The organism is Sporomusa aerivorans (assembly GCF_041428895.1).
In the GTDB taxonomy this organism is placed as follows: domain Bacteria; phylum Bacillota; class Negativicutes; order Sporomusales; family Sporomusaceae; genus Sporomusa; species Sporomusa aerivorans.
In genome coordinates, this window is sequence record NZ_CP156926.1 from 5,215,129 (window position 1) to 5,238,092 (window position 22,964).

A 22,964-nucleotide genomic window follows, 5' to 3' on the forward strand; every position below is an offset into this window, starting at 1 on the left:
TTACCCATGTAAACTAATTTTAAATTAGTTTACATGATTTTCTTTAGATTTTTCTTAGAATCAACTTTATTATAACAAATGCTTGATCGAACCTACAAATCTAATTTATGGAAACTTGCTTCATCGGCGTTCATAAGCATCATCTTTTTGTTGAGCGAATACCTTTATACTCGTCTATTTCTTCCTGAAAAAAGCTCTATATTTTAAGGGATTTCTATAACCGGAATCTGCCTACTACTGCTTGCAATTCGGCTGCCAGCTTAGCCAGTCCCTGGCTGGACGCCGCGATTTCTTCCATGGAAGCCGACTGCTCTTCAGTTGCTGCCGATACAGTCTCAGCTTCGCCGGCTGCCTGTTTGCTCAGCTCATCAATCCGGTTGACCGAGCCGACAATTTGCTGGCTGCCGACAGCCATACGGTCAATCGCCTTAGAAATCTCCTGAACCTGCTCAGATACCTGCGAGACCAATCCCACGATTTCCTGAAAAGCCTGGCCGGCAGTCGTAACCACTTCGGCTCCGACCTTCACTTCACGCGTGCCGGCATCCATGGCCTGTACGGCTTTTTCGGTATCGCCCTGGATACCGCTAATCAGCGCGGCAATCTGCTCTGTCGCTGCCTGCGACTGCTCAGCCAGCTTGCGAACTTCCTCGGCCACTACGGCAAAACCGCGTCCCTGCTCGCCCGCCCGGGCTGCTTCAATGGCTGCGTTAAGAGCCAGCAGGTTGGTCTGGCCGGCTATACCGGCAATAGTACCCACTATTTGACCGATTTCTTGGGAACGTTCGCCTAATTCCGCGACTACCTTGGCTGAGCTGTTGACCGTGCTTTCAATATTCGCCATCTGCGATACCGCTTTATGCACCGCTTCACTGCCCTCTTGTGCTTTGGCAGCAGCCTGCGCTGACTGGCCGGCCACTGCATTGGTTGTAGCCGCCACCTGCTGAATACCGGCCGACATCTCTTCGACCACGCCGGTAGCTTCATGTGCATTCGCCATTTGACCACCGGCGCCTGTGGCCACTTCGGTAATGGCAACCGCCACCTGGGTTGCCGCCTGGGCTGACTGTTCGGCGCTGGCAGTCAGTTCTTCACTGGAGGCCGCCAATTGTTCAGCTTGGTTATGTACTTTACCGATCAATTCTCTAAGTTGTGTCCGCATTTGCCGGAATCCTTGGGCTAACTGTCCAATTTCATCCTCTGACGCAACTTTGGCCGCCCGCTCTCGCAAATCACCTTGCGCCAGCAACTGGCACTCGTCGAGAATAACGCCAATCGGTTTGGCGATATGGCGGGCAACGAACACGATGGCCACAACCGCCAGGATTAAGCAGACGACCGCCAGAATAAGCATGGTATGCGCAAGGGTATCGGTTGCCCGGGTGGCTTCTTGCTCCGGCGCGGCCACCGTCATGACCCAGCGCTTATCGCCTGGCAGTTCAAGCGGCGTAGTTACGGCGATTCTGGTCACACCATCCACAAACGTATAGAGGCCTCTGGCCTGCTGTCCATCCTGTGCCGCCTTTTTAAAAATACCAATAAGCCGGCTGTCCATTTCCGGCTGCGGCAAATTAAGTTCGGGATTGATGGTTTTTTCCAATAAGTTCAGCTTCCCGGCAAATTCCGGTCGTTTGGGATGGGCAATGATTAAACCACCGTTATCAGCCAACTGACCGTAACCGGTCTCCAGGAATTTTAGTTCTTTCATTTTTTCTGTCAGTCGTTCCATGGAAAAAGTCCCGACCAGCACTCCGTTTAGCTGCCCCTGGTCCATGACCGGCACTGCCAAAACCACCGCCAGTTTACCGGTAGCTTTCGAAACCAGCGGATCGGAAACTAACGGCTTCTTGGTTGCTATAACTTTTTTAAAATAATCCCGCTCAGCATAACTGGCGGCAGCACCTTTATGAGAAATGCCGGCGCCATCTAGTGAAACAAAAATCATAACATCAAACGTATTCAGCCGATTTTGTGTTTCGGCCAAGGCTTGAACAATTTGCCCCTTGTCCGCACCGGTTCGGACTGCCGGCGTACTAGCCAGGTCAGCCAGCTGTCCCAGCATATTTTCCATATCGGCCTGAACACGGTTTGCATAGTCGGTACCTACGGACCTGGCATTTTCATCCACACTCTTACTCAAAGCTTCTGTCGCCAAATAGTAACTTACCCCTGACAAGGTTCCCAAAATGGCTATTATAAGCGGTAATAACACAATAAGTAACCTGGTTTGAATTCTTTTGATTTTCATCACGTTGACTCCTTCATATGTTGTTACGATTGTTGCTACGATTTTAGTTGTTTACGTTCAAAAAATGTGATTAACCCAATAAAAAAGTGCCAGCCTGATGACTGCCACCTACGGCTGACAAATTTAGTTTATTCCCGATCAGCAGCCTGGCAATCATAGATACTGTCTCTTTAGACCCATGGCTTTGCGTCCTTATCTTTCGGTAAGTTTGCCCAATATTGGCAGGGCTAAAATCTCCCGGACCACTTGCATCCAAATAGTGTATTACCGATAGTAACAGCCCTTAGCCACACTCCCAATAGCTGTTGTTACCGCTAACATCCATTTGCTTTTGAATACTCATTTTCCCTCACTGCGAAACACGTCCCAAGCTGCCATTGCTCCTCCTCTCTATAATAATTATTGCCGGCTATGCTTTGCTATTCTTATCATTAGCCTGCTTCTCCCAGCTGTCTGACTGTTGCTCATGCTGCCAGCGAAAAAATATTTTTTATCTATTAATTATTTCTCCGTTTTAATACAAATCCCCTTTATAATGGATCTTAGTAATAATCAGATATGTTATTTGCGGAATATAACTTTTACTTGTAAGAATAAGTAAACCGCTATCCGCCTTCGGCATGACAGCGGTTTAGCGGCATAATCCGCTGCTGCGGTCTACGCTAAAGCTTAGACGCAGCAGTAAAGTTATTTAGCTTCAAAAGTAATAGCTATATCCACAAGCTCCGGGTAGTTTCCTATCCGGATGGGTGGTCCCCAGGTGCCGTAACCGCAGGAAACGATGGCCTGGTAGCTGCCTTTTTGCAAATAGCCCCAGTCGACTTCAAACAGCCGCTCGGTGACTAGATTGTTGGGAAAAAACTGGCCATGGTGCGTATGGCCTGACAATTGCAAGTCAACCCCGTTCTGCTGCCCCTCACCCAGGTTAAACGGCTGATGGTCCAGTAAAATTACGGGGCTATTCCGCTCCACCCCGTTCATAACCTCTGCCAGCGCCAGCCGGCCTTTGCCGTCCAGCCTTTCCAGCATGCGGTCATCCCGCCCCACCACATAGAACTGGTCATTTACTTTTTCATACCTGTCCCGCAGCACCTTGACGCCGGCCTGCTGCAGGTATTCCACAGCCAGCTGGCCGTTGCCGCCAAGATATTCATGATTTCCCATAACAGCATATACACCGTACTTTGTCCGCAGCTTGCCCAGGACTTCCGGCATCTTTTGCTCCACAAACAGGCTGACATCTTCGTCAATGGTATCGCCGGCCAAAAACACGATATCAGGCTCCAGCGCATTGATCCGGTTTACCAGATCTTCGAGGCGCTTGTTATCGACAATCACACCCAGGTGGATGTCGGATACCATTACGGCATGCAGACCTGACATACCCGGTACGGCTTTGCTGATAGCTACATCATAGTGATGAACGCGGGGATTATTCGCATTCCAGACCCCATAGGCCAGCAAACCGATTACGGCGAACAGCACCCCGAAGCCCATAATGGCGGGAGGCTGTTTTAAAGAAACAGGCATAACCAGGAACACCTGCAGCATTAACCGCAGGATATCAACAACGGCCCAGCAAAGCAGCAGGTAATACAGTGCCGCCAGCCAATAGTTGCCAAGCACGGTAATCCATTCATTGAAAAAACCGGGGAAGTAGGTTCTGCCCAGTCTCGCGACAAATGGGGAAACAGCCACCAGTACATAAAAAGACCAGTATAATAAGGCATGGTGGTCCATAACACCGCGGAAGGACTGGAAAAACCGCAGGCCCACATAGTAATTGGCGGCCGAATACAGCAAAAAGAACAGGCTCAAAATACCAATGAAAAATGAACTCATAAATAGCTCCCTGTCAGTGTCTTTTTATCAAACTTCTCTATACCTGTATTATTTCCCTTTATCCGCCGACTAACCCGCGCTAAGACTCCCACTCCTACAAGTGGAGATATATCCTTACGGGCACAGGCGAGTGGCTAAGTCCCTGGATAAGGGAGACTAACTCCCGCTAAGGCCGGGAAGTAAAAGCAGGCATCTGCATGAAGCATGTCGCAGAAACGAAGGTCTGAACCCGCACGCGGGTTCAGACCTCATACTATACCGGTATTTCCTCAATCATCAGCTGCAAAAAGTCTCGCGCCTGCCGTCTGGGTATCGCCGGCTCGTAAAAGGCCATAGCCAAAGTAAGCACGTCATTATACGTACTGGCGGCAATAAGGGACGAGGGAGCCGACATGGCCGGCCCAATCATGCAGCCGTCAACAGCCGCTATCTCACCGAAACGGATTATATCCTTGCTGATCACGCCAATATTGGAGAAAATCGGGGAAGATAATTTCGTTTCCCCGGAACGCAGCCAGTCAAATAACGCCGCCACACTAATTTTCTCATACACTTCTGAAATAATGGCGGTTCTGAGCCCTGGCGCACGTTGCTTCAAGTGCCGCATATTCGCCGCTGCCTTGGCTAAAGTGGCGGTAAACGCTTCGCCAGGCACCCAGGCTATTGCCGGCACTACCAACCCGGAAAGATTGCAGATGGCGCCTGCCTTTCCGCCGGGAACATAGCGTCTAAGATCAACAGTCACCAGCATGGTCATCGGCTTATCCACAGCCGGCGTCAGCATCTTAAACAGCGCCCGATAGCAGGCGGTCACTAACACATCGTTAAGGGTGACGCCCTGCTGGCGGGCATAGACCTGTATCTCTTTAAAATGTCTACTGGCAACTTTTTTGATAACATGCTGCGGCTCACAGTTTTCAGCGCTTGCTGCCGGAAATGACCAGGTATCCCGCTCCGGCTGTTCATCTTCCCAGGCTTGTCTGGCTTCACAGACATGGATTTGTTCGAAAACCTGGGTATGATCCCGTCTGCCCAGTATATTGGCCGGCGGCAGATAGCCGTCATCTGCTAAAAGTCGGTTATAGAGAGAAGCCAGCAAAGCGACACATTCTTTCAAGCCGCCGGCATCACAGCAGGCATGATTGATTTTAATGCATACCACATCGTTTGCAGCCGACCGCAGGACCTTTATCTGCAGCATGGGGTCATAATAGGAATCTACCGGTTTATTGACAAACCGCTCCATTTCCCCAGCCACATCACGAGTTTCCCTCAGCGAACATATTTCAAGGTGAGCCAGATCATGACGTTTCAGCCAATAGGCTTCCCGCTGATTTTCAACAAGCCGGCAGCCTAATACCGGTTCAGCGTTAAGCAGCAGCCTGGCCGCCTTTTTCAGCAGAGCAAAATCAAGCTGTCCGTTTAAAGTCAATACGCAGTGAATTTCATGGTTGCAGCCCAGATAGCCGCTTAGATGGTTAAAAAGATCCTGGGCATTGGCCGGAAGACATATAGCATTCTCTGCCGTCATCTTCGCTCCTCCACAGTTTTTAATAAATCCTTCTCTAAATTATAGCATTAAGACAACCAATAAATATGGAAGATATTTGCTCAATGCTTACACTTCACTGCTCAATACAGTATTATGAGAAATTTTTCTTAAATACAGGAGGATTCTTTTTGGATTTTGTAGTAATTACTATCTAATATCTTAGAAAAATGCCGACTTTAATACTCCGGCTATTTCTATAGTTATAGAAAATTGTGTAAAGTGAGGGATTCGTTTGAAATCTTTAAAAGGAACCAAAACTGCAGAAAACCTGATGAAAGCCTTTGCCGGTGAATCACAGGCCAGAACCCGCTACACATACTATTCCTCCACCGCCAAAAAAGAGGGCTACGTACAAATCGCCAACATATTCGCCGAAACAGCCGATAACGAAAAAGAACATGCCAAACGCTTCTTTAAGTTTCTTGTCGAAAGCTTAGACGGCGAGATGGTCAATATCCAGGCCGATTTTCCTGTAGCCTGGGGCGATACCAAAGCCAACCTCTTGGCTGCCGCGCAGGGCGAGAATGAAGAATGGACCGACCTCTACCCCGCATTCGCCGATGTCGCCGACCAGGAAGGCTTCCCGGTCATTGCCACTGTTTTCCGCAATATCGCCGCAGTGGAAAAGCATCATGAGAACAGATACAGAAAACTCTACAATAACATCGTTGAAGGCTCTGTATTTATAAAGCCAGCTGCGGTTCAATGGAAATGCAACAACTGTGGGCATATCCACACAGGCACCGAGGCACCGGAATCCTGCCCGGCCTGCGCTCATCCCAAGGCCCACTTTGAAGTTTTTGTAGAAACCTATTAAAATGCAACGAAGCCGGAACCCGTTTGGGCGGGTTCCGGCTTTTTTTGCGTTCATTTATATTGGCATCCACTAAAGATTTCCCGCAACTCAGGATATAAAAGTTTATGCCTGACTTAAAAGCGCTCAGGCAAAACCTCGAGCCAGTAGCCATCAGGATCCGAGATAAAGTAGATTCCCATCTCCTTATTCTCATAACAGATACAACCCATAGCCTTATGATGGTTGTAGGCTTTTTCAAAATCACCGGTAGTAAAAGCCAGGTGAAACTCATTTTCACCCAGATTATAGCGTTCCTTACGGTCTTTAAGCCAGGTAAGCTCCAGTTTATGAGGAGTCTGGCCGTCACCCAGGTAGACAATTGTGAAACCGGGTTTTTCAATCCGCCGGGTTTCAGTAAGCTGCAGCGCTTCCTTATAGAAGGCCCTACTCTTTTCCAGGTCTAATACATTGATGTTGTTGTGGGCAAATTTAAAATCCATCACACATCACTCCTTATTTCAATAATTAATTATCCTTCTGCCTTTGTTGTGCCGCTCTGCCACATCTGTTTTAAAAAATCCTGAATGCCCTCACTCACGATAACACCATGGCCAGTGCAGAAAAATTCGGGCTGATAGTCGAGCAACCGGCCTAAGCCCTGCATAAACCGGGAGTGATCAGTGCCGCCGGCGGCCGCCTGTCCGGCTACATACTGGCATGATCCCCGCTTGATGCCCTCACTGTTTGAGACTAGCTTGCCGTCAGGCAACGCTTCCCCGAAATAACAGAAAAAATCGCCCACAAACAGCGCTTGGGAAACGGCGTCAAAAATAGCTGCCGAACCGGGTGAATGGGTATTGACCAGTACGATTGACAACTCCGCCAAACCAGGTACGGCAAAGAAAAAGTCCCGGGCCTGCGGCAAAAAAGTAGCAAACTGGGTTCTAAGGGCAGGCGCCACTAAGTGCAGGTCCGCGCTGTGAATATATTTTTGGGCCTGCGGGAATAAGGCTGCCCCCTGCACATGGTCATGATGCCCGTGCGTAAAAAGAATATGAGTTACCATATCAGCAGTTATCCCGATTTCGCCGAGCGCCGCCAGGATAGCCGGCTGATAGGCTTTCAGGCCGGTATCGATCAGGATGACTTGCCCGTTACGGTGCAGTACATAGCAGTTGGTATAGGAGAAAACGTCCCAGGAATGCGTATCCTCGACGGCGATGGCATAAGCCCCGGCAGTCAACTCAGCTAGCAGATAATTCATTTTGTTCACCGCCTACACAAAGTATTTACTATAATATACCATTTTATGGCTCGACCGGCAACGGACACGACACGCGGCGATCTGGCTATTCGCTTTTTGCCGTGATGGGAAACAGGATTTTGAATATACTGCCCACTCCCATAGTCGAGGCAATTTCAATCTCTCCCTGATGTCTTTCCACAATATTGAGACTGACGGCCAGTCCCAGGCCTGTATTGCCGGCTTTTGTTGTAAAAAACGGATCAAAAATCTGCTCTATCTGGCTGGCAGGAATACCGCTGCCTTTGTCTTGAACATACAAGAGCACATTGCTGGTTCTGCGGCTGACGCCAATTGTTAGTTTCCCTTTTCCCGGCATAGCCTCTATTCCGTTGCTGGCCAGATTGAGGATCAGCTGTTCGATCTCCCCGGCGTGCAAATCCAGCAAAGGCAGACTATCATCCAGTTTTAGTTCAGTCGTTATACCTTTTTTCCGGGCAATATTCTGAATCAGAGGATAAATCCCGGCAAGGATATCGTTAAGATTCTCGGGGTTTTTCTGCAAAGCTTTGCTATGAGCCAGCGACACAATATTGTCTACTAAGGCCTCAATACGAAGTAATTCCTGAAGAACGATCTCCTGCGACTCACTGCGATAGGCCGACTTTTTGGCCTGTAACTGCAAATAGCCTTTCACAACGGTAAGCGGATTTCTAATCTCATGCGCAATCCCGATAGCAATGCGGTCAATTAAATCGCGGCGAAAAACTCTTAGCAATTCATTGCCGTTAGCCTTATGACATTTATTGTTCATTATAAACGCCCCCTTTATTAACACCGTGTACATTCGTGTCTTTTTGACACTATTTCGCCGATTGCAGCCTGATTTCCTTCCAGGAAATGTCTTATGGACACAACAATTGAACCAGGGGCATAAGCACGATATCGTAAACAATAAGGAGTGTGGCTTATGAAAACCCTTGGTGAAAAAATCAAACGTTTGCGAAATAAATTAACCCAGGAGGAACTAGCGGCAATACTCGGTGTTGACCGCTCCACGCTGGCTTCCTGGGAAGTTAACCGCCGGGAGCCTGATATCGCAACCCTGCGCCGGATCGCAGATTTTTTCGGAGTAAGCATAGACTGGCTTGTTGGCCATGCCGCCGGCAAACGTGCCGTCCCGGCAAGCGGTGTGCAGGAAACTGCCGGTATTTATCAGCCGGCTAATGACCCAGCGTGGCAAAAAGTAATCCTGACAGCAGAAGCCTACGGCTATAATCCTGAAGCAGTATGTCAGCTTATGGAGCTAAACGCCAAAATAGCCGCATCTTTAAAAAGCAGTAAATAACGTTCAACAGGGGATATTCAGGCCACCGGCCCTGAATATCCCCTGTTTTTTTTGCAATGTAACTGTAAACAGCTTACCTATAAGCGGCTCTTTTAACATAATTTTAACCGACAATTAACATTTCCTGCCAGTGGCTATGGCATAATGGGGACAGGACGAACTTGTTCACATTATAATACTTCGGAGGTGTAACAACGAGTGTATAATCCCAGGATGTATGCGATTAACCAAAACCGGCTATTCCGGGTGCTGGTATCACTGGCGGTGGTAATATCGTTCATGTCAGGCATGACAGTATCGTATGCCGCTTACAACGCGCCCCAAACCCCGGCCATCAACATTATGCCGATTGACCGGGCCAAATTTCTCATCGGCCAGAAATTTGACTTTGCCATTGAAGTCAAAACCCAGGTTCCGGCTTCCGCCATTGAAGTTACGGTAAATGGTGTAACCGCTGAAAAATTCTTTGGAAAACAGGCTGTTACCAAGCTGGATCACATGAGTACCTACCGCATCAATGAGGTAGCCTTTGCAGAGGCCGGCAAGGTTGCCGTAGCGGTAACGGTAAAAACCGCGCAAGGGATTGAAAAACGCACGGTAAATTATGATGTTACCGCTAATAAGATAAGCAAGCCTGCTAAAAATGTCATCCTGTTTGTCGGCGACGGCATGAGCCTGCAGGCCCGCCAAATGGCGCGCATTTTATCTAAAGGCATTACGGAGGGCAAATACAACGACCTTCTGGAAATGGATAAACTTTCCAATTTAGCTGTCATCACCACTTCCGGCAATGATTCCCTGGTAACCGATTCGGCTAACAGCGCCTCGGCCTATGCCACTGGTCATAAGAGTGCTGTAAATGCCATGGGCGTATATGCCGACAGCACCAAAGACCCCTTCGACGACCCGAAAGTGGAGAACATTATTGAGTTGGCCAAACGTACTCGCGGTATGGCAACAGGCATCGTTTCCACCGCCAATATCACCGACGCCACGCCGGCCGCCATGCTGGCCCATACCCGCAAACGCAGCGAACAAAACGTAATCGCCCAGGAAATGCTCAATCCGCTGCACAGGCCTGACGTAATTTTAGGCGGCGGTTCACGCCACTTTTTGCCCAAGAGTGTGCCTGGCTCCAAGCGCAGCGATGATCGCAATTTAGTTGAAGAATTTAAAGGCCTGGGTTATGCCGTGGCCACTACCAAAACAGAACTGAAACAGGCGGGTGCGCCTGACAAAATGCTGGGCCTCTTTCAACTTGACAATATGAATGTGTACATTGACCGGGAAGTAACAAAGAACCCTGAAGCTCTCGGCAAATTCACCGATCAGCCTACCCTTATGGATATGACGAAAACGGCCATTAACGCCTTAAGCAAAAACAAAAACGGCTTCTTCCTCATGGTGGAAGGCGCCTCTATCGATAAACAGCTACATACACTGGACTGGCAGCGGGCTGCCTATGATACCATTGAAATGGACAAAGCCGTCGGCATTGCCAAAGAATTTGCCCGGAAGAACGGCGATACCCTGATTGTGGTTGTTGCCGACCATGCCCATGGCGCCAGCATTACCGGCACCTATCATGAGCTCGACGGCAAAACCGGCCGCGAAGCTGTCCGCATTTATGCCGACGCCGGCTGGCCGACCTTTGCTGATAGAGACGGCGACGGGTTCCCTGATGATCCTAATCCTAGCGTAACCCTGGCTGTTCAATATGCCAACCATCCTGATTACTACGAAAACTACCGCTTTCAGGAAGTTCCCACTTCCCCTGCTGTTATGTCCGGCGATAAGGCTGTAGCCAATCCGCTGCGGGCGCCGCAGGGCAGTGAACTGCGAACCGGTAACATTCCTACCAGCGACCCCTCCGAAGTCCATGCCGCCGATGATGTGCCGCTGACAGCCGATGGTCCTGGTGCCGATTACTTCAAAGGGGTTATGGATAATACCGAAGTATTCTACGGCATTGTCCGCGCCCTTGGCCTGGACGGCCGCAAAAATCAAAAATAATAGCCATAGGCTAAAATATCCCGGAGGCATATATGATCAAACGCATAGGCCTGATCTTGCTGGCCATGCTGCTGACCGTGCTGCCCTGGACGGGCCAAAACGGGACGGTTCCTTGCAGGGAATCGTCCCTGTTCTATTCCCGGGCCGAAGCAGCACCGGCATGGCTGTCCTGGTTTGGCGAACAAGCTACGACCCTTGAGTTTCAGGAAATGTACAGCAACGCTTCCGCACTGGGACTGGAACTGTCGCCTAAACTCAAGAGTCTCGACGGTAAAAAGGTACGCATGAGCGGCTTTATGGCCCCGCCCCTGAAACCGACGTTAAACTTTTTTGTATTAACCAAAGTGCCTATGTCCATCTGCCCTTTCTGCTCGACTGACGCTGACTGGCCTGACGACATCGTGCTGGTCAAACTGGCCCAGCCGGTCACAGCCCTGCCTTTCGACAAACCAATTGTAGTAACCGGGCGCCTGGAGCTGGGACAACAAACAGACAGTGAAACCGGCTTTGTCAGTCTGGTGCGCATCGCGGCCGACAGTGTCGAAGCAGCCGATTAGTAAAAGGAGCTGAGATTATGTTGGAATTAGCCAGCCTTAGCAAAAAGTACCGCGACGGTTCCCAGACAGTGGTGGCCGTCGCTGTCGAGCGGCTTACCGTTAAGGCCGGAGAACAAGTGGCGCTTACCGGGCCGAGCGGCTCAGGCAAGACTACGCTGCTCCATCTCATCTCCGGCCTCCTCACGCCAACCAGCGGCGAGATAAAATTTGACAACATTGCTGTTTCCGCCATGCCCGAGACCTGGCGAGACGCCTGGCGAGCCAAGCATGTCGGCTATGTTTTCCAGAAGCTGAATCTGCTCGCCGGCTTAAGTGTTCTGGATAATTTGCTGGTGGCAATGAGTTTTGCCGGCGCCGTCCCGAAACCGGACAGACGGTCCTGGGGCAAACAACTGCTGGCCCAGGTAGGCCTCGCTGACAGGCTTAACAGCCTGCCGCACCAGCTTAGCACCGGCGAACAGCAGCGGGTGGCCATCGCCAGAGCAGTTGCCAATAAACCCAGGCTGATTCTGGCTGATGAACCCACCGCCAGCCTGGATCAGGCTAATGCCAATAAAGCGATGGCGCTATTGCAACAGTTGGCGCAGGAATCCGGCAGCATTTTACTGGTAGCCACCCACGACCGGGAAATAATGAGCCTGCTGCCGCGCATAATTCCGCTGCGACAGCCCGAAGGGCAGGTGACCAGTTATGCGGCTGATGATTGCTTGGCGTAATTTGTTCACCAGACCGGTCCAGAACCTCTTAACCGTGTTTGTGGTGGCTGCCACCATTGCCATGATGGTTATCATTACCCTCTTATCCACAGGCATTCACAACGGCTTGGTCAAAGCCACCGAACCGTTCGACCTCATCGTCGGAGCCAAAGGCAGCCCCAATCAGTTGGTCCTAAACACTGTGTTTCTACAGGATGCGCCGATTGGCAACATTGACCACGCAGTGCTGGAGAAACTGAATGCCAACCCATTAGTAGCCGCCGCTATTCCCCTGGCTTTCGGCGATAATTACCGAGGCTATGCCATCGTCGGCGCCGACAGCAGTATTTTTCAGCATCAGCCCAAAGCAGACCAGCAGGAATGGCTGCAGTTGGCGGCAGGACGCCCATTCTCCCGCCCCTGGGAAGCCGCGATCGGCGCCAAAGCGGCCCGTGACCTGGGGCTAAAACCCGGGGATGAATTCAAGTCGGTGCATGGTATGCTGGCCGGCAGCCAGGAACATGAACATGCCCAGCCGTATCAGGTTGTAGGCGTATTGCAGCCGGTAAACGGCCCGTATGACCAAGCCATATTGGTCTCAATAGACAGTATCTGGCAAGCCCATGAACAGCACGAGCATCACCAGGCAGAAACAACCGGTCATGAATCCCTTGCAGCAGTAGATGCAGCTAACCACGAAGAGGAACATGCGGTGACCGCCATATTGGTGAAACCCAAAGGCTACAGCGAGGCTATGCGTCTGTATCAGCAATTCCTACGGGAACCGGCCGCCCAGCTAGTCTTTCCCGCTCAGATTATTGTCCGGCTGTTTGCCATGTTAGGCCAGGGGGAGCAGGTGCTCACAACGGCAGCAACCGTGATCACCGCTCTGGGTCTTGTGATTATGTCGCTGTCGGTGTACTGGTCGGCGCTTAGCCGGACCCGTGAACGTGCCATTCTCCGCGCCCTGGGAGCCGGCGCCCGGGATATCTTTATCATAATTCTGGCCGAAGGAGCGCTGCTCACTATGATTGGCGTGCTGGCCGGCAGCCTGACCGGTCATGCTGTCTATACACTGCTGGCGGGAACCATGCAAAGCAAAACAGCCATTGCCCTGACAACAGGCTTTACACTTGCCGAAGGCTATATTATAATTGGCGGCAGCGCCCTCGGCGTACTGGCCGGACTTGTACCGGCGTTCTCCGCCTACCGGCGGGAGATTGCCCAGGACTTATAAATCCAAAGGGAACTGCACAAAATTTGCAGTTCCCTTTTTGGTTATACTGTAATTTTCTTAAGCCAAATCATAATTCAATATAGTATAATTCATAGCGAAAGGTGGCATTATGATGAATTACTATATATTTGCAGGTATCGCAATGATACTTTGGGGGGTTGCTCCCATTCTGGGAAAGCTAGGCTTAGGTAACCTCCAGCCGTTAACGGCATTGACCATCCGCAGTCTGCTTATCAGTCTGCTTTTAATAGTTGTGGTTACTGTCAGAGGACAGTGGGATTTAGTTGCCGGAGCCGCTGTCAAAGATGTTGCTTTCATTGGCTTAGAAGGTATCTTTGCTGCACTATTAGGTCAGCTGGCTTACTATTATGCTCTTAAAATCGGTGAAGTAAGCCGAGTTTCTCCCATTGTCTCCGCCTTTCCCCTTGTTGCCCTGTTTTTAGGTATACTGTTCCTGGGAGAAAAATTATCTGTTTATAAAGTTATTGCCGCTATTTTAATTGTAGCCGGAATGATTCTAATGAAATATTAACAGAAATCCGATCCGCTCACAGGAAATAACAAGAATTATTTAAACTGACCGGTGGAAAAATCCAGCAAAATAATGATTGCAGATATCATTAGCAAATTCATCACCCAGGCCAACAGCGGCCTGATATAGTGCATCCGGATAATGGAAAACATGCCAACGTCAAACAAGATGGACGCTTTCCAGGACCATCCGTTCCCGTAGGACAGACTGCCCACTATGTAATGAGCAATGAACTCCAGACTGCCAAATATCACTACCCACCAGGCTATATACCCATATTGGCAAACAGTACTCTTGTGAAATGGCAGCTTGGATAGGAAAGTAATGGTCACGGCTGGTAATAAAACAAAAGCATTAAGGATTTCTACCGTTGTATAGCTTTTTACCAGTATATCCTGATTATATTGCCAGAGGGTATGATGATAGGCAAAGAAAGCAGCTGCTAAATTCTGAACCATTACAAAAAGGACTGTCGGGTAATACTTTTGCCAGTTTTTCCAATCACCCCATTTTAGGGCAGCTAGCAGGAAAAACGCCAGTAAAAATATTCTAAATATCAACGCATTCAACACCTGTGTCCCCCGTTCAAACTAATTCAGTGTTATTATAACCAAAAAGAATGGCAGCACCCGTTCGGTATTGAAAGCTTCCAAGAGACTAAGACAAAACCGAGCCGCCAGCAAGGCAGCTCGGTTTTAGAAAATATTTCTTGGCCGACTAAATCTTTTTAGGGACAGCCACAATATATACATTTCGCACTAAATTACCAGGTTTAAAGTACTGAGCGTCAAACCACATGTCCCGGAAACGCCAGGCATTGAAGGAAGATATCCCGTCAGGGTTATTGACGGTTGTCCACTGAACGGCCGGATCGGCGAAGAAGATGGTGTCGACTCCTTTGGCGGGCGCTTCATGGCCGGCATAATAACCGGTAACAACTACCCAGTGACCGCCCCAGTCAATCCATTCAACAAGAGTGGGGATTCCTTTTTTTAAGTTGTCCCGCAGCATCTCTAAGGTGCCATTATAACCAAGAGTTACCTCAAAGCCGTTTTGCTTTAACCAGGCTGCCATCTGCTGAGGATTGGTACCGGGATGTTTGGAATGCATGTCTCCTGTACCCATACCTTTGGCTATCAACAGCTCCGTAGTAGGATTCATGGCCTGGTCGCTCAGGATACTATACCAACGCATAAGCGACATGGCCGCAGCCGGCCCGCAGGTATAGTCGGTAGTTTGCTGATATCCTTTGACGCCCAGGGACACGAAGTACGGGTTGGGTTTCATTTCATAATAATTAGCGGCGCCCGTTGAGCTAGGCAGCGGTAAAACAGCTTCTTCCGCGAAGCTGACCGAGACAAAACTAACAAAAAAGACCAAACAGAATAAAACTATTTTCCATTGGCCGGCATATCTTATTTTCCCCGGAAGGCCAGCTCCATACGGCAGTTTTTTTATTGCGCGCATATTCGTACACCTCTCTGTTTTTTAGAATAATTATACCATATTTAGCCAGGAATTGTTACAGAGTAACCGGAATGACCGGAGGCTTTGCTAATTGCGACTGCGCTATAGCAAAAAACCCAGGCACATATAGACAGAACGCTTCCGGGTGGCATTGCTCTGGTATAAATATAACTACCTCCTCGAAAGCTATACTGTGGAGTTCTATTTCTCAGCCGATGCTAACGGGAGGCATTATTATGAACAGGTATAGCCATAACAGTATCAGACTTACATCAGTTGAGCTGGGGTTTCTCTGGAGCACTTACATGCTTGAATCTCTGGTCCATCATGCGCACAAATATTTTGTAAGCCATATCGAAGATGAGAACCTGAAATCGTTGAGCCAATATATCTTAGATTCGACAGGGTGTAGTCTAGCCTATCTCACGGATCTGTTCGGCCAGGAGAGTATTCCTCTCCCCAGAGGGATCACGGCTGAAGATATAAAGCCGGCTGCTCCCCGCCTGTTCTCTGACAAGTTTTATATGATTTATGAAGTTCATATGTCCCGCTTCGCCTTGCAGAACTATTCTTTGGCCTATACCCAAAGTACCTGTAATGATATCAAAGCTTTTTTTGAGCATTATCTTAACAGGCTTGTTTTGGTAAATCAACAATGCACTGAATTGGCGTTAGCCAAGGGCGTATATTCCCGTCCCCCTGCTATTTCTATTCCGCCACAAGTTGACTTTGTCAAAAACATGAGCTTTTTCTCCGGTTTTGTTGGGAAAAGGCGACCGCTAACCGTTCTGGAAATTACTCACCTCTTTAACAATGCCGAGACGAATGGCATAGGAAAAGCCTTTATTACCGGTCTTGCACAGGTTGCCAAGTCCGGTGAGATTCGAAATTATTGCCTGCGAGGCAAGGCTATTGCGGAAAAGTTCATAGGTCTGTTCAATAATGTATTAGCGCGGGAAGATGTGTCCAGACCGCCAAGTTATGACAGTGAAGTGGTAAGCAATACTACGGAATCACCCTTTTCCGACAGGATGATGCTGTTTCATATTAACTTATTAAATGCAGGTGGCTTCGGCAATTACGGCACGGCAATCGCCGCCAGCCCCAGAACCGATTTAACCCTTCTATATACGAGAATCTTACTCCAGGTAGGCATTTATTCCAGAGCAGGCTCTAATCTTATGGTGAAGAACGGCTGGCTAGAGCAGCCTCCGACTATGCAGAAACTGACTCGACAAGAAATTGATGCCGGTCACAAGAAATTGCTATCTCAGCCGGCAATGAAGCCTCTGCCAGAAAAAAGGAAAGATGAACAGGATAAAACCTGACAAAACTCCGGTTCCTTTCATTGCGAAAAAATAATTAAATGCCGGTTGACAAAACCAAAATATGGTTTTATAATTAAATCAAATAGATAATCATTATCAATTAATAATTAAACCGGAGGTTGATATATATGGTAACCTTTAATTGTTGTTCAGAAGTAGAATGCTACTGCGAAGAAGTTTGCGAATTCGGGCTTTGCGAAGTTTGTCAGGCTGACGATGAATGCGAATGCGGTGAAGAGTGCTAGGAGGTTTCTACTATGAAAAAATGCAAAGAAGCCAGAAAAACCGGTGATATTACCCGATGCAAAGAATACTGGTCAAAATTGGCGATAATCAGCTAAGAGTGGGTTAAACCCACTCTTTTTGTATTGTCACAGCTATCATCATGCGGTAGGTCCTGCGGTACATCCAGTCCAATTTTCAAATTTGTAAGTTGAATTGGCTCTTTACCGTCCCGGCTGTTCTCATATATTATGTAAGAGCATACTAACTGACGTAAAGGAGGACTTTCCTGTGCCTATCTTTCCCCAGCCAATAAGAAACTTACCGGAAGCAGATATTCCGCTAAAAGGGATCACAGCTTATCTTTCCCAGAGCGAGACACACCAGATTATCTTTATGGAGTTTAGTGAAGATGTTGACTTGCCTGAGCATGCGCACGAAGGACAATGGGGTATTGTCCTGGAGGGAAAAATTGACCTGATAATTGACGGCCAAAAACAAACCTTCACTAAGGGTGACCGGTATTTTATCCCCGAAGGTGCGGCTCATTCCGGAAAAATATACGCCGGTTACGCCGACATGACCTACTTTGACCAAAAGGCAAGATATAAAGTAAAGCGATAGGATACGACTAAGAACAATAGCTAACGCAGGAGGTTAATACCTTGGTTGTCATCAAATTAAAAACCAGCACCCAGCAAGCTCTGCCGGACACCTATAAATCTGTCGAAGATTTTTATGAGGATATTAATACCTACGAGGAGCTGATCTTCGAATACCGCGGGCAAAAGTATGTGGTCACATACTATGATAATCAACTGTGTGTCAGCGGGTATAACAAGCCGGATTTCGCCCAGTGTTTCGATTCCCCGCAGGACTTTGCCGCAAACTTTTGTATTGATGGTATCAGCTTTCAGGATTTTATCAATAAAATCAGTGTCCTTGTGCGGTAGTTGAGCCATTGCTTGGCCGCTACAGCAAAGTAGTAAGCAGCCATACTCCGAAAACGGAGTATGGCTGCTTCTATTTGAAAAACCTTCCTTAGGAATAAGCCGCAAAGCCTCCAACCGGCGCAAAAACCGGCAGTATCCTCATTGAATTCGATTATCCTTTGGGCTTCGCCGGTAATCCGCCCGGATACCCCTGATACAGCGTGACTTCGCGTTCAGTCATAGCTTTTACAGTGATTCGCAGCACCACCGATACATCAAACCGGCGGGTACGGCGGCGCGGCCTGTGCGGTTTACAATGGTGATAATCGTGATCGCAATCGCAGTCATCATCACAGTCGGGTTTACACTTATGTTTTTTGTGAGGCTTATGTTTATGATGGCATTCGTCATGACAATCGCAGTCGTCGCAATCATCATCGTCACAATCATCATAATCCCAATCATCATCACAGTCATCGTAATCGTCATGCCAGTCATGGTCGTGGCTCTTCTTTTTATGCCAGTATGCGCGGGTATGTTCATCACAATCATAATCAACAAACTCTACCATTACACTGGCATCGGCGTCCGTGCCCCGCCGCACGCCTCTAATATCGGCATAAGCAGTGAATCTGATAGGCCATACTTCGACTGCGTGGACTGGATGCCGGGGCCTGCAAGCCACATACAAGGCCTTTACTTCAAATTGGCCTCTGACAATGACTTTGTTAGGTATAACATCCACACTGGTAATGCACAGCCTCTTAACAAATACATCGACAATTTGCTCAATGGCCGGTTTATGACGCGGTACAACCACATGAATATCCAGCGATTTCTGGACTTCTCTTTCCCCCAGCACCTGCTGTACCATGATGGTTTTTGGACCGGCGCTGGCCCCGGCGGTACAGTAATTGGGCCGATCCCACGGTTCTATATGTGTCATTATTCCCCCCCTCTCGCGCGTCTTATAACATATATATGCAAAAGAGAGAAATAAGACACAATTCTCCGTTATACTTTCTTTGCTTTTGTCCCCGCCCCCCGGAAACTGGGCGACCGGGTATAAGCCACAATAAAGTCAATAAACGCCTGGGCGGCCTTTGACAAGTATTTTCCTTTCTTCCAGGCGAGCCCGATCGTTATGGACAGTGGCTCAGCCAAGGGTACGCCTACCAGTTTAGGGTTGCTGCGGACAACCATGTCCATCAGAAAAGAAATGCCGACATTACTGGCTACCATGGCCTTGATTGTTTCAATCTGGTTGGAGGAAAAAACAATGCGCGGGGCAAAACCATGGCGGGCGCATTCCTCCAGCACCAGCCGCCGGTGAAAGAATTCTTCTTTTAAAAGAACAAAGGATTCCTCTTTAAGCCGGCTGAAACTCACCGCCTGAGCAGTACTTAGCGGATGACCGGGCGACAGGCAAAGCACGATCTCTTCCCTGGTAATCGGAATGGTGTTAAGCACGGTTGGATTCTCCGGCAGAATAATCATCCCCAGGTCCAGTTCTTCCTTTTCCAGCATCATTCGGGCGGCTAAAGACCCTTCCTCGTACACCACCAGGTCTAAATTGGGGTGCATTGACTTAAAGAGATTAAAAATGTCCGGAAACAAATAAGCACCAATCATCGGCGGCGCGGCAAAGCTAATTGTCCCTTTGTTTAACTTGCGAAAATCGTCCATTTCCTCTATCGCCTGGCGAACCTCAAACAGGATTTTATCAATCCGGGCATGAAAGGCCGCGCCTTCGGTAGTCAGGGTGACTTTTTTCTGGCTGCGGTCAAAAAGAGTCACACCAAGTTCTTCCTCAAGTTTTTGTATCGAGCTGGTGATTGATGGCTGGGCTACATGCAGTTCCTCGGCAGCGCGCGTAAAATTCTGCAAACGGCTTACTGCCTGAAAATATTCAAGTTGACGCAATTCCACCGCAGACCCTCCCATAGCAATAGTTACTACCTATTGTACCATAGATTTTTGATATTTTGCTTCCTTATGCGCCAGTGCTAAAGTATAAACAGGGCGTATTATCAAAATCGTCTAAAAAATTGAAACCAGAAAGGAGATTTCCCTTTGAGCAGTAATGTTGCAAAAGCCTTGGCAACGATTGCCTTAGGCGCAGCCATTTGGTTCTTCCCCGTACCCTCAGGGCTTAAACCGGAAGCCTGGCAGTTAGTGGCAATTTTTGTTGCTACAATTTTCGGTTTTATTCTGCAACCATTGCCCATTGGTGCGGTGGCGCTTGCCAGTGTGACCTTTACAGCTCTTGCCGGTGTGTTAAAACCGGCGGAAGCCATCAGCGGTTTTTCCAACACCACAATCTGGCTCATAGTTGCCGCCTTTTTGTTCGCAAAAGGCTTTATCAAAACCGGCTTGGGCCGCAGGATCGCCTTTTTGCTGATTAAAGCTATTGGCGACAGCACCTTAAAACTGGGTTACACACTGGTATTGAGCGATCTGATTATCAGTCCGGCCACTCCGTCTAATACGGCCCGCGCCGGTGGTATTCTCTTTCCAATTGTCCGCAGTCTCTGTACCGCCTTTGAATCCGAACCAGGCCCCACCGCCCGCCGGGTAGGCAGCTACCTTATGCAGACGGCCTATCAGGGTAATACTATTACCTCGGCTATGTTTATGACCTCCATGGCCGGAAACCCGCTGATCGCTTTACTTGCCGCCAAAACGCTGAACATCCAGCTTAGCTGGGGTCAATGGGCTTTAGCTTCTGTCGTCCCGGGTATTATTTCCATTCTTGTTGTACCTTACTTTTTGTACAAATTCTACCCGCCCGAGATTAAGAAGACGCCAGAGGCTAAAGCTCTGGCGGCAAAAGAGCTTACCGCCATGGGTCCGATGTCATTGGGCGAAAAAATCGTCGCCGCGGTGTTTGTTGGCGCTCTGCTTCTCTGGAGCACTTCGCAATATACTAAACTGGATGCTACCGTTGTTGCCCTCTTAGCCGTTGTTGTCATGCTGGCCACCAAGGTATTGGAATGGAAGGATGTCCTTGATGAAAAAGGCGCCTGGGACACACTGGTCTGGATGGGCGCCCTGGTGGGGCTTGCCGATTACCTTGCTAAGCTTGGCTTTATTCCCTGGTTTGCCAAAACTATGGCCGCCAGCATTGTCGGTATTCCCTGGTTGCAAGCCTTTATCGTCCTCACCATTGTCTACCTCTATGCCCATTATGCCTTTGCCAGCCTGACAGCCCATATCACAGCCATGTATCCGGCCTTTATCGCCGTAGCCGTAGCTGCAGGGGCACCGCCCTATCTGGTGGCATTAGCGCTCGCTTTCATGTCCAATCTTTGTATGTCTTTGACCCATTACGCTGCCGGTCCTTCCCCCATTTATTTTGGCGCCGGCTATGTTGAACAAGGCACCTGGTGGCGACTTGGATTTATAATATCTGTCATAAACCTGATTATCTGGGTAGGTTTAGGCTCCATGTGGTGGGAAATTCTTGGCCTGTGGTAATCAGTCACTAACAATATCGGTCGTCCAAAACGGAAAGGAGTAATTATATGCGCACAATTCAAGCACAGCAAATCACCGCAGCCGTAGCCAAGCTGGCCGTTGACGCCAATTACTATCTGGCTGAAGATGTCTTAGATGCACTGAAAGAAGGCAAAGTCAAAGAGGAATCTCCCCTTGGCAGGGAACTCTTCGATCAAATCATCAAGAATGCCTGTATTGCCAGAGACGAAGCCAAACCCATGTGCCAGGACACCGGCCTGGCCGTCATCTTTGTCGAATTGGGACAGGAAGCCCGCATAGAAGGCGGCACACTGGAAACAGCCATTAACGCCGGCGTTGCCAAAGGATATACAGAAGGCTATTTGCGTAAATCAGCCGTGGCCGAGCCGCTTTTTAACCGCAAGAATACCGGCGATAATACGCCAGCTATCATTCATGTGGAAAGCGTACCCGGCGACAGGGTCAAAATAGTCCTGGCTCCCAAAGGAGCCGGCAGTGAGAACAAAAGTGCATTAAAAATGATGATTCCGGCCGATGGGGTAGCAGGAGTGAAGAAGTTTGTTGTGGAAACTATCGAAAATGCAGGTTCAAACCCCTGTCCGCCAATTGTCGTCGGTGTAGGTATTGGCGGTACCATGGAAAAGGCCGCATATCTGGCTAAAAAAGCCCTGATTCGCCCTTTAACCAAAAGAAATGAGCACCCGGACTACGCCAGTCTGGAAGCGGAACTGTTAGAACTTATTAATAAAACCGGTATTGGACCCCAGGGTCTGGGCGGCCGCGTAACCGCGCTGGCTGTCAATATTGAATGGTTTCCTACCCATATTGCCAGTCTGCCGGTAGCTGTCAACATCAACTGTCATGCCACCCGGCATGCCGAAGTCGTACTGTAAGGAGAAGAGGAACATGGCTGAACAAATTCGTATCACTACACCACTTACCGACGAAACAATAAAAAAACTCAAAGCAGGCGACAGTGTGTTGATTACCGGTGTAATCTATGCGGCCCGCGACGCCGCCCACAAATGTATGGTGGAAGCGCTCGACCGCGGGGAAGAATTGCCGGTAGATTTCACCGGACAAATGGTCTATTATGTTGGGCCATCACCGGCCAAACCGGGTGAACCGATCGGGTCAGCCGGGCCAACCACCAGCGGGCGGATGGATCCTTATGCTCCCCTGCTCCTGGATAAAGGCCTGAAAGGTATGATTGGCAAAGGCTACCGTTCTGAAGCGGTCGTTGACAGCATGAAGAAAAACGGTGTTGTTTATCTTGTTACTACCGGCGGCGCCGCCGCGCTTATCTCCAAGACTATCAAAGCTTATGAAGTCGTGGCTTACGGCGACCTCGGCCCCGAAGCCCTGGCCCGGATGGAAGTCGTTGATTTTCCGGCCATTGTGGCCATTGACAGCACCGGCCGCAACTTCTACCAGGAAGGGCAAAAAGCTTACCGTCAGCTATAGGAAAAAATTGC

General features: G+C 49.0%; 23 protein-coding genes and 1 riboswitch. Of the genes, 13 read left to right on the forward strand and 10 right to left on the reverse strand.

Features of this window, described 5'->3' with window-relative positions; genetic code table 11:
• Positions 1 to 214: 214 nt before the first annotated feature.
• The 3 genes from SATMO3_RS24985 to SATMO3_RS24995 all read right to left on the reverse strand — a co-directional run bounded on the left by SATMO3_RS24985 (position 215) and on the right by SATMO3_RS24995 (position 5,621).
• Positions 215 to 2,248, reverse strand: coding sequence for a methyl-accepting chemotaxis protein (locus SATMO3_RS24985; RefSeq protein WP_371372777.1), 2,034 nt, complete (start codon positions 2,246 to 2,248; stop codon positions 215 to 217).
• 137 nt (positions 2,249 to 2,385) lie between these two features.
• Positions 2,386 to 2,471, reverse strand: a riboswitch (cyclic di-GMP riboswitch).
• A gap of 464 nt (positions 2,472 to 2,935) precedes the next feature.
• Positions 2,936 to 4,090 (reverse strand): metallophosphoesterase, encoded by a 1,155-nt coding sequence (locus SATMO3_RS24990; protein WP_371372779.1) that lies wholly within the window; start codon positions 4,088 to 4,090, stop codon positions 2,936 to 2,938.
• A 253-nt stretch (positions 4,091 to 4,343) separates the two neighbouring features.
• Positions 4,344 to 5,621: a condensation domain-containing protein gene (locus SATMO3_RS24995; RefSeq protein WP_371372781.1), complete on the reverse strand. Its 1,278-nt coding sequence runs from the start codon at positions 5,619 to 5,621 to the stop codon at positions 4,344 to 4,346.
• A gap of 253 nt (positions 5,622 to 5,874) precedes the next feature.
• On the opposite strand from SATMO3_RS24995, the gene rbr reads away from it, so the two are divergent.
• The gene (gene rbr, locus SATMO3_RS25000) at positions 5,875 to 6,459 is read left to right on the forward strand and encodes a rubrerythrin (RefSeq protein ID WP_371372783.1); all 585 of its coding nucleotides are present in this window, start codon (positions 5,875 to 5,877) and stop codon (positions 6,457 to 6,459) included.
• A gap of 113 nt (positions 6,460 to 6,572) precedes the next feature.
• Here the strand turns inward: rbr and SATMO3_RS25005 are convergent, their stop codons facing one another.
• The 3 genes from SATMO3_RS25005 to SATMO3_RS25015 form a co-directional block, all read right to left on the reverse strand.
• Positions 6,573 to 6,938: a VOC family protein gene (locus SATMO3_RS25005; protein ID WP_371372785.1), complete on the reverse strand. Its 366-nt coding sequence runs from the start codon at positions 6,936 to 6,938 to the stop codon at positions 6,573 to 6,575.
• Positions 6,939 to 6,967: 29 nt separating this feature from the next.
• A complete protein-coding gene (locus SATMO3_RS25010; RefSeq protein ID WP_371372787.1) occupies positions 6,968 to 7,702 on the reverse strand; it encodes an MBL fold metallo-hydrolase in 735 nt (244 codons plus the stop codon).
• A gap of 85 nt (positions 7,703 to 7,787) precedes the next feature.
• Complete coding sequence (locus tag SATMO3_RS25015; RefSeq protein ID WP_371372789.1) at positions 7,788 to 8,495, reverse strand: nitrogen regulation protein NR(II); 708 nt, start codon at positions 8,493 to 8,495, stop codon at positions 7,788 to 7,790.
• A gap of 156 nt (positions 8,496 to 8,651) precedes the next feature.
• Between SATMO3_RS25015 and SATMO3_RS25020 the strand changes: the two genes are divergently transcribed.
• The 6 genes from SATMO3_RS25020 to SATMO3_RS25045 all read left to right on the forward strand — a co-directional run bounded on the left by SATMO3_RS25020 (position 8,652) and on the right by SATMO3_RS25045 (position 14,063).
• Entirely contained in the window at positions 8,652 to 9,029 is a 378-nt protein-coding gene (locus tag SATMO3_RS25020; protein ID WP_371372791.1) for a helix-turn-helix domain-containing protein, read from the forward strand.
• A gap of 198 nt (positions 9,030 to 9,227) precedes the next feature.
• Entirely contained in the window at positions 9,228 to 11,042 is a 1,815-nt protein-coding gene (locus SATMO3_RS25025) for an alkaline phosphatase (protein WP_371372793.1), read from the forward strand.
• Positions 11,043 to 11,074: 32 nt separating this feature from the next.
• Entirely contained in the window at positions 11,075 to 11,599 is a 525-nt protein-coding gene (locus SATMO3_RS25030) for a hypothetical protein (protein WP_371372795.1), read from the forward strand.
• Between the two features lie 17 nt (positions 11,600 to 11,616).
• Positions 11,617 to 12,315: an ABC transporter ATP-binding protein gene (locus SATMO3_RS25035; RefSeq protein ID WP_371372797.1), complete on the forward strand. Its 699-nt coding sequence runs from the start codon at positions 11,617 to 11,619 to the stop codon at positions 12,313 to 12,315.
• Positions 12,290 to 13,531 carry an ABC transporter permease gene (locus SATMO3_RS25040; RefSeq protein ID WP_371372799.1) on the forward strand — a complete coding sequence of 414 codons (1,242 nt, stop codon included), beginning with the start codon at positions 12,290 to 12,292 and terminating at the stop codon, positions 13,529 to 13,531. The genes SATMO3_RS25035 and SATMO3_RS25040 overlap by 26 nt, the downstream gene beginning before the upstream one ends.
• A gap of 109 nt (positions 13,532 to 13,640) precedes the next feature.
• Entirely contained in the window at positions 13,641 to 14,063 is a 423-nt protein-coding gene (locus SATMO3_RS25045; RefSeq protein WP_371372801.1) for an EamA family transporter, read from the forward strand.
• A 35-nt stretch (positions 14,064 to 14,098) separates the two neighbouring features.
• Here the strand turns inward: SATMO3_RS25045 and SATMO3_RS25050 are convergent, their stop codons facing one another.
• Positions 14,099 to 14,623 carry a CBO0543 family protein gene (locus tag SATMO3_RS25050; protein WP_371372803.1) on the reverse strand — a complete coding sequence of 175 codons (525 nt, stop codon included), beginning with the start codon at positions 14,621 to 14,623 and terminating at the stop codon, positions 14,099 to 14,101.
• A gap of 157 nt (positions 14,624 to 14,780) precedes the next feature.
• On the reverse strand, positions 14,781 to 15,530 hold the full coding sequence (locus SATMO3_RS25055; RefSeq protein WP_371372805.1) for a peptidase C39 family protein: 750 nt from the start codon (positions 15,528 to 15,530) through the stop codon (positions 14,781 to 14,783).
• Between the two features lie 236 nt (positions 15,531 to 15,766).
• On the opposite strand from SATMO3_RS25055, the gene SATMO3_RS25060 reads away from it, so the two are divergent.
• The 3 genes from SATMO3_RS25060 to SATMO3_RS25070 all read left to right on the forward strand — a co-directional run bounded on the left by SATMO3_RS25060 (position 15,767) and on the right by SATMO3_RS25070 (position 18,033).
• Positions 15,767 to 16,858: a DUF3231 family protein gene (locus SATMO3_RS25060; protein WP_371372807.1), complete on the forward strand. Its 1,092-nt coding sequence runs from the start codon at positions 15,767 to 15,769 to the stop codon at positions 16,856 to 16,858.
• Positions 16,859 to 17,371: 513 nt separating this feature from the next.
• Positions 17,372 to 17,704 carry a cupin domain-containing protein gene (locus SATMO3_RS25065; RefSeq protein WP_371372809.1) on the forward strand — a complete coding sequence of 111 codons (333 nt, stop codon included), beginning with the start codon at positions 17,372 to 17,374 and terminating at the stop codon, positions 17,702 to 17,704.
• A 41-nt stretch (positions 17,705 to 17,745) separates the two neighbouring features.
• A complete protein-coding gene (locus SATMO3_RS25070) occupies positions 17,746 to 18,033 on the forward strand; it encodes a hypothetical protein (protein ID WP_371372811.1) in 288 nt (95 codons plus the stop codon).
• A gap of 151 nt (positions 18,034 to 18,184) precedes the next feature.
• Here the strand turns inward: SATMO3_RS25070 and SATMO3_RS25075 are convergent, their stop codons facing one another.
• Positions 18,185 to 18,958: a DUF3794 domain-containing protein gene (locus tag SATMO3_RS25075; RefSeq protein ID WP_371372813.1), complete on the reverse strand. Its 774-nt coding sequence runs from the start codon at positions 18,956 to 18,958 to the stop codon at positions 18,185 to 18,187.
• Positions 18,959 to 19,026: 68 nt separating this feature from the next.
• Positions 19,027 to 19,941, reverse strand: a complete 915-nt coding sequence (locus tag SATMO3_RS25080; protein ID WP_371372815.1) for a LysR family transcriptional regulator — start codon at positions 19,939 to 19,941, stop codon at positions 19,027 to 19,029.
• Between the two features lie 144 nt (positions 19,942 to 20,085).
• Here SATMO3_RS25080 and SATMO3_RS25085 point away from each other — a divergent pair, with 144 nt between their 5' ends.
• From SATMO3_RS25085 to SATMO3_RS25095, 3 genes are read left to right on the forward strand one after another with little or no spacing between them, the layout of a single operon-like run.
• On the forward strand, positions 20,086 to 21,489 hold the full coding sequence (locus SATMO3_RS25085) for an anion permease (protein ID WP_371372817.1): 1,404 nt from the start codon (positions 20,086 to 20,088) through the stop codon (positions 21,487 to 21,489).
• Between the two features lie 47 nt (positions 21,490 to 21,536).
• A complete protein-coding gene (locus SATMO3_RS25090; RefSeq protein WP_371372819.1) occupies positions 21,537 to 22,382 on the forward strand; it encodes a fumarate hydratase in 846 nt (281 codons plus the stop codon).
• Positions 22,363 to 22,953, forward strand: coding sequence for a Fe-S-containing hydro-lyase (locus SATMO3_RS25095; protein WP_371372821.1), 591 nt, complete (start codon positions 22,363 to 22,365; stop codon positions 22,951 to 22,953). Before SATMO3_RS25090 ends, SATMO3_RS25095 begins: the two co-directional genes overlap by 20 nt.
• Positions 22,954 to 22,964: the final 11 nt, after the last annotated feature.

What these genes read in the sequence shown, in the direction of transcription:
- SATMO3_RS24985 (WP_371372777.1), bottom strand. Translation starts at nt 2,248, where the DNA reads ATGAAAATCAAAAGAATTCAAACCAGGTTACTTATTGTGTTATTACCG.
- SATMO3_RS25060 (WP_371372807.1), top strand. Translation starts at nt 15,767, where the DNA reads ATGAACAGGTATAGCCATAACAGTATCAGACTTACATCAGTTGAGCTG.
- SATMO3_RS25040 (WP_371372799.1), top strand. Translation starts at nt 12,290, where the DNA reads ATGCGGCTGATGATTGCTTGGCGTAATTTGTTCACCAGACCGGTCCAG.
- SATMO3_RS25015 (WP_371372789.1), bottom strand. Translation starts at nt 8,495, where the DNA reads ATGAACAATAAATGTCATAAGGCTAACGGCAATGAATTGCTAAGAGTT.
- SATMO3_RS25055 (WP_371372805.1), bottom strand. Translation starts at nt 15,530, where the DNA reads ATGCGCGCAATAAAAAAACTGCCGTATGGAGCTGGCCTTCCGGGGAAA.
- SATMO3_RS25075 (WP_371372813.1), bottom strand. Translation starts at nt 18,958, where the DNA reads ATGACACATATAGAACCGTGGGATCGGCCCAATTACTGTACCGCCGGG.
- SATMO3_RS25030 (WP_371372795.1), top strand. Translation starts at nt 11,075, where the DNA reads ATGATCAAACGCATAGGCCTGATCTTGCTGGCCATGCTGCTGACCGTG.
- SATMO3_RS24990 (WP_371372779.1), bottom strand. Translation starts at nt 4,090, where the DNA reads ATGAGTTCATTTTTCATTGGTATTTTGAGCCTGTTCTTTTTGCTGTAT.
- SATMO3_RS25035 (WP_371372797.1), top strand. Translation starts at nt 11,617, where the DNA reads ATGTTGGAATTAGCCAGCCTTAGCAAAAAGTACCGCGACGGTTCCCAG.
- SATMO3_RS25010 (WP_371372787.1), bottom strand. Translation starts at nt 7,702, where the DNA reads ATGAATTATCTGCTAGCTGAGTTGACTGCCGGGGCTTATGCCATCGCC.
- SATMO3_RS25020 (WP_371372791.1), top strand. Translation starts at nt 8,652, where the DNA reads ATGAAAACCCTTGGTGAAAAAATCAAACGTTTGCGAAATAAATTAACC.
- SATMO3_RS25095 (WP_371372821.1), top strand. Translation starts at nt 22,363, where the DNA reads ATGCCGAAGTCGTACTGTAAGGAGAAGAGGAACATGGCTGAACAAATT.
- SATMO3_RS25005 (WP_371372785.1), bottom strand. Translation starts at nt 6,938, where the DNA reads ATGGATTTTAAATTTGCCCACAACAACATCAATGTATTAGACCTGGAA.
- SATMO3_RS25090 (WP_371372819.1), top strand. Translation starts at nt 21,537, where the DNA reads ATGCGCACAATTCAAGCACAGCAAATCACCGCAGCCGTAGCCAAGCTG.
- SATMO3_RS25045 (WP_371372801.1), top strand. Translation starts at nt 13,641, where the DNA reads ATGATGAATTACTATATATTTGCAGGTATCGCAATGATACTTTGGGGG.
- SATMO3_RS24995 (WP_371372781.1), bottom strand. Translation starts at nt 5,621, where the DNA reads ATGACGGCAGAGAATGCTATATGTCTTCCGGCCAATGCCCAGGATCTT.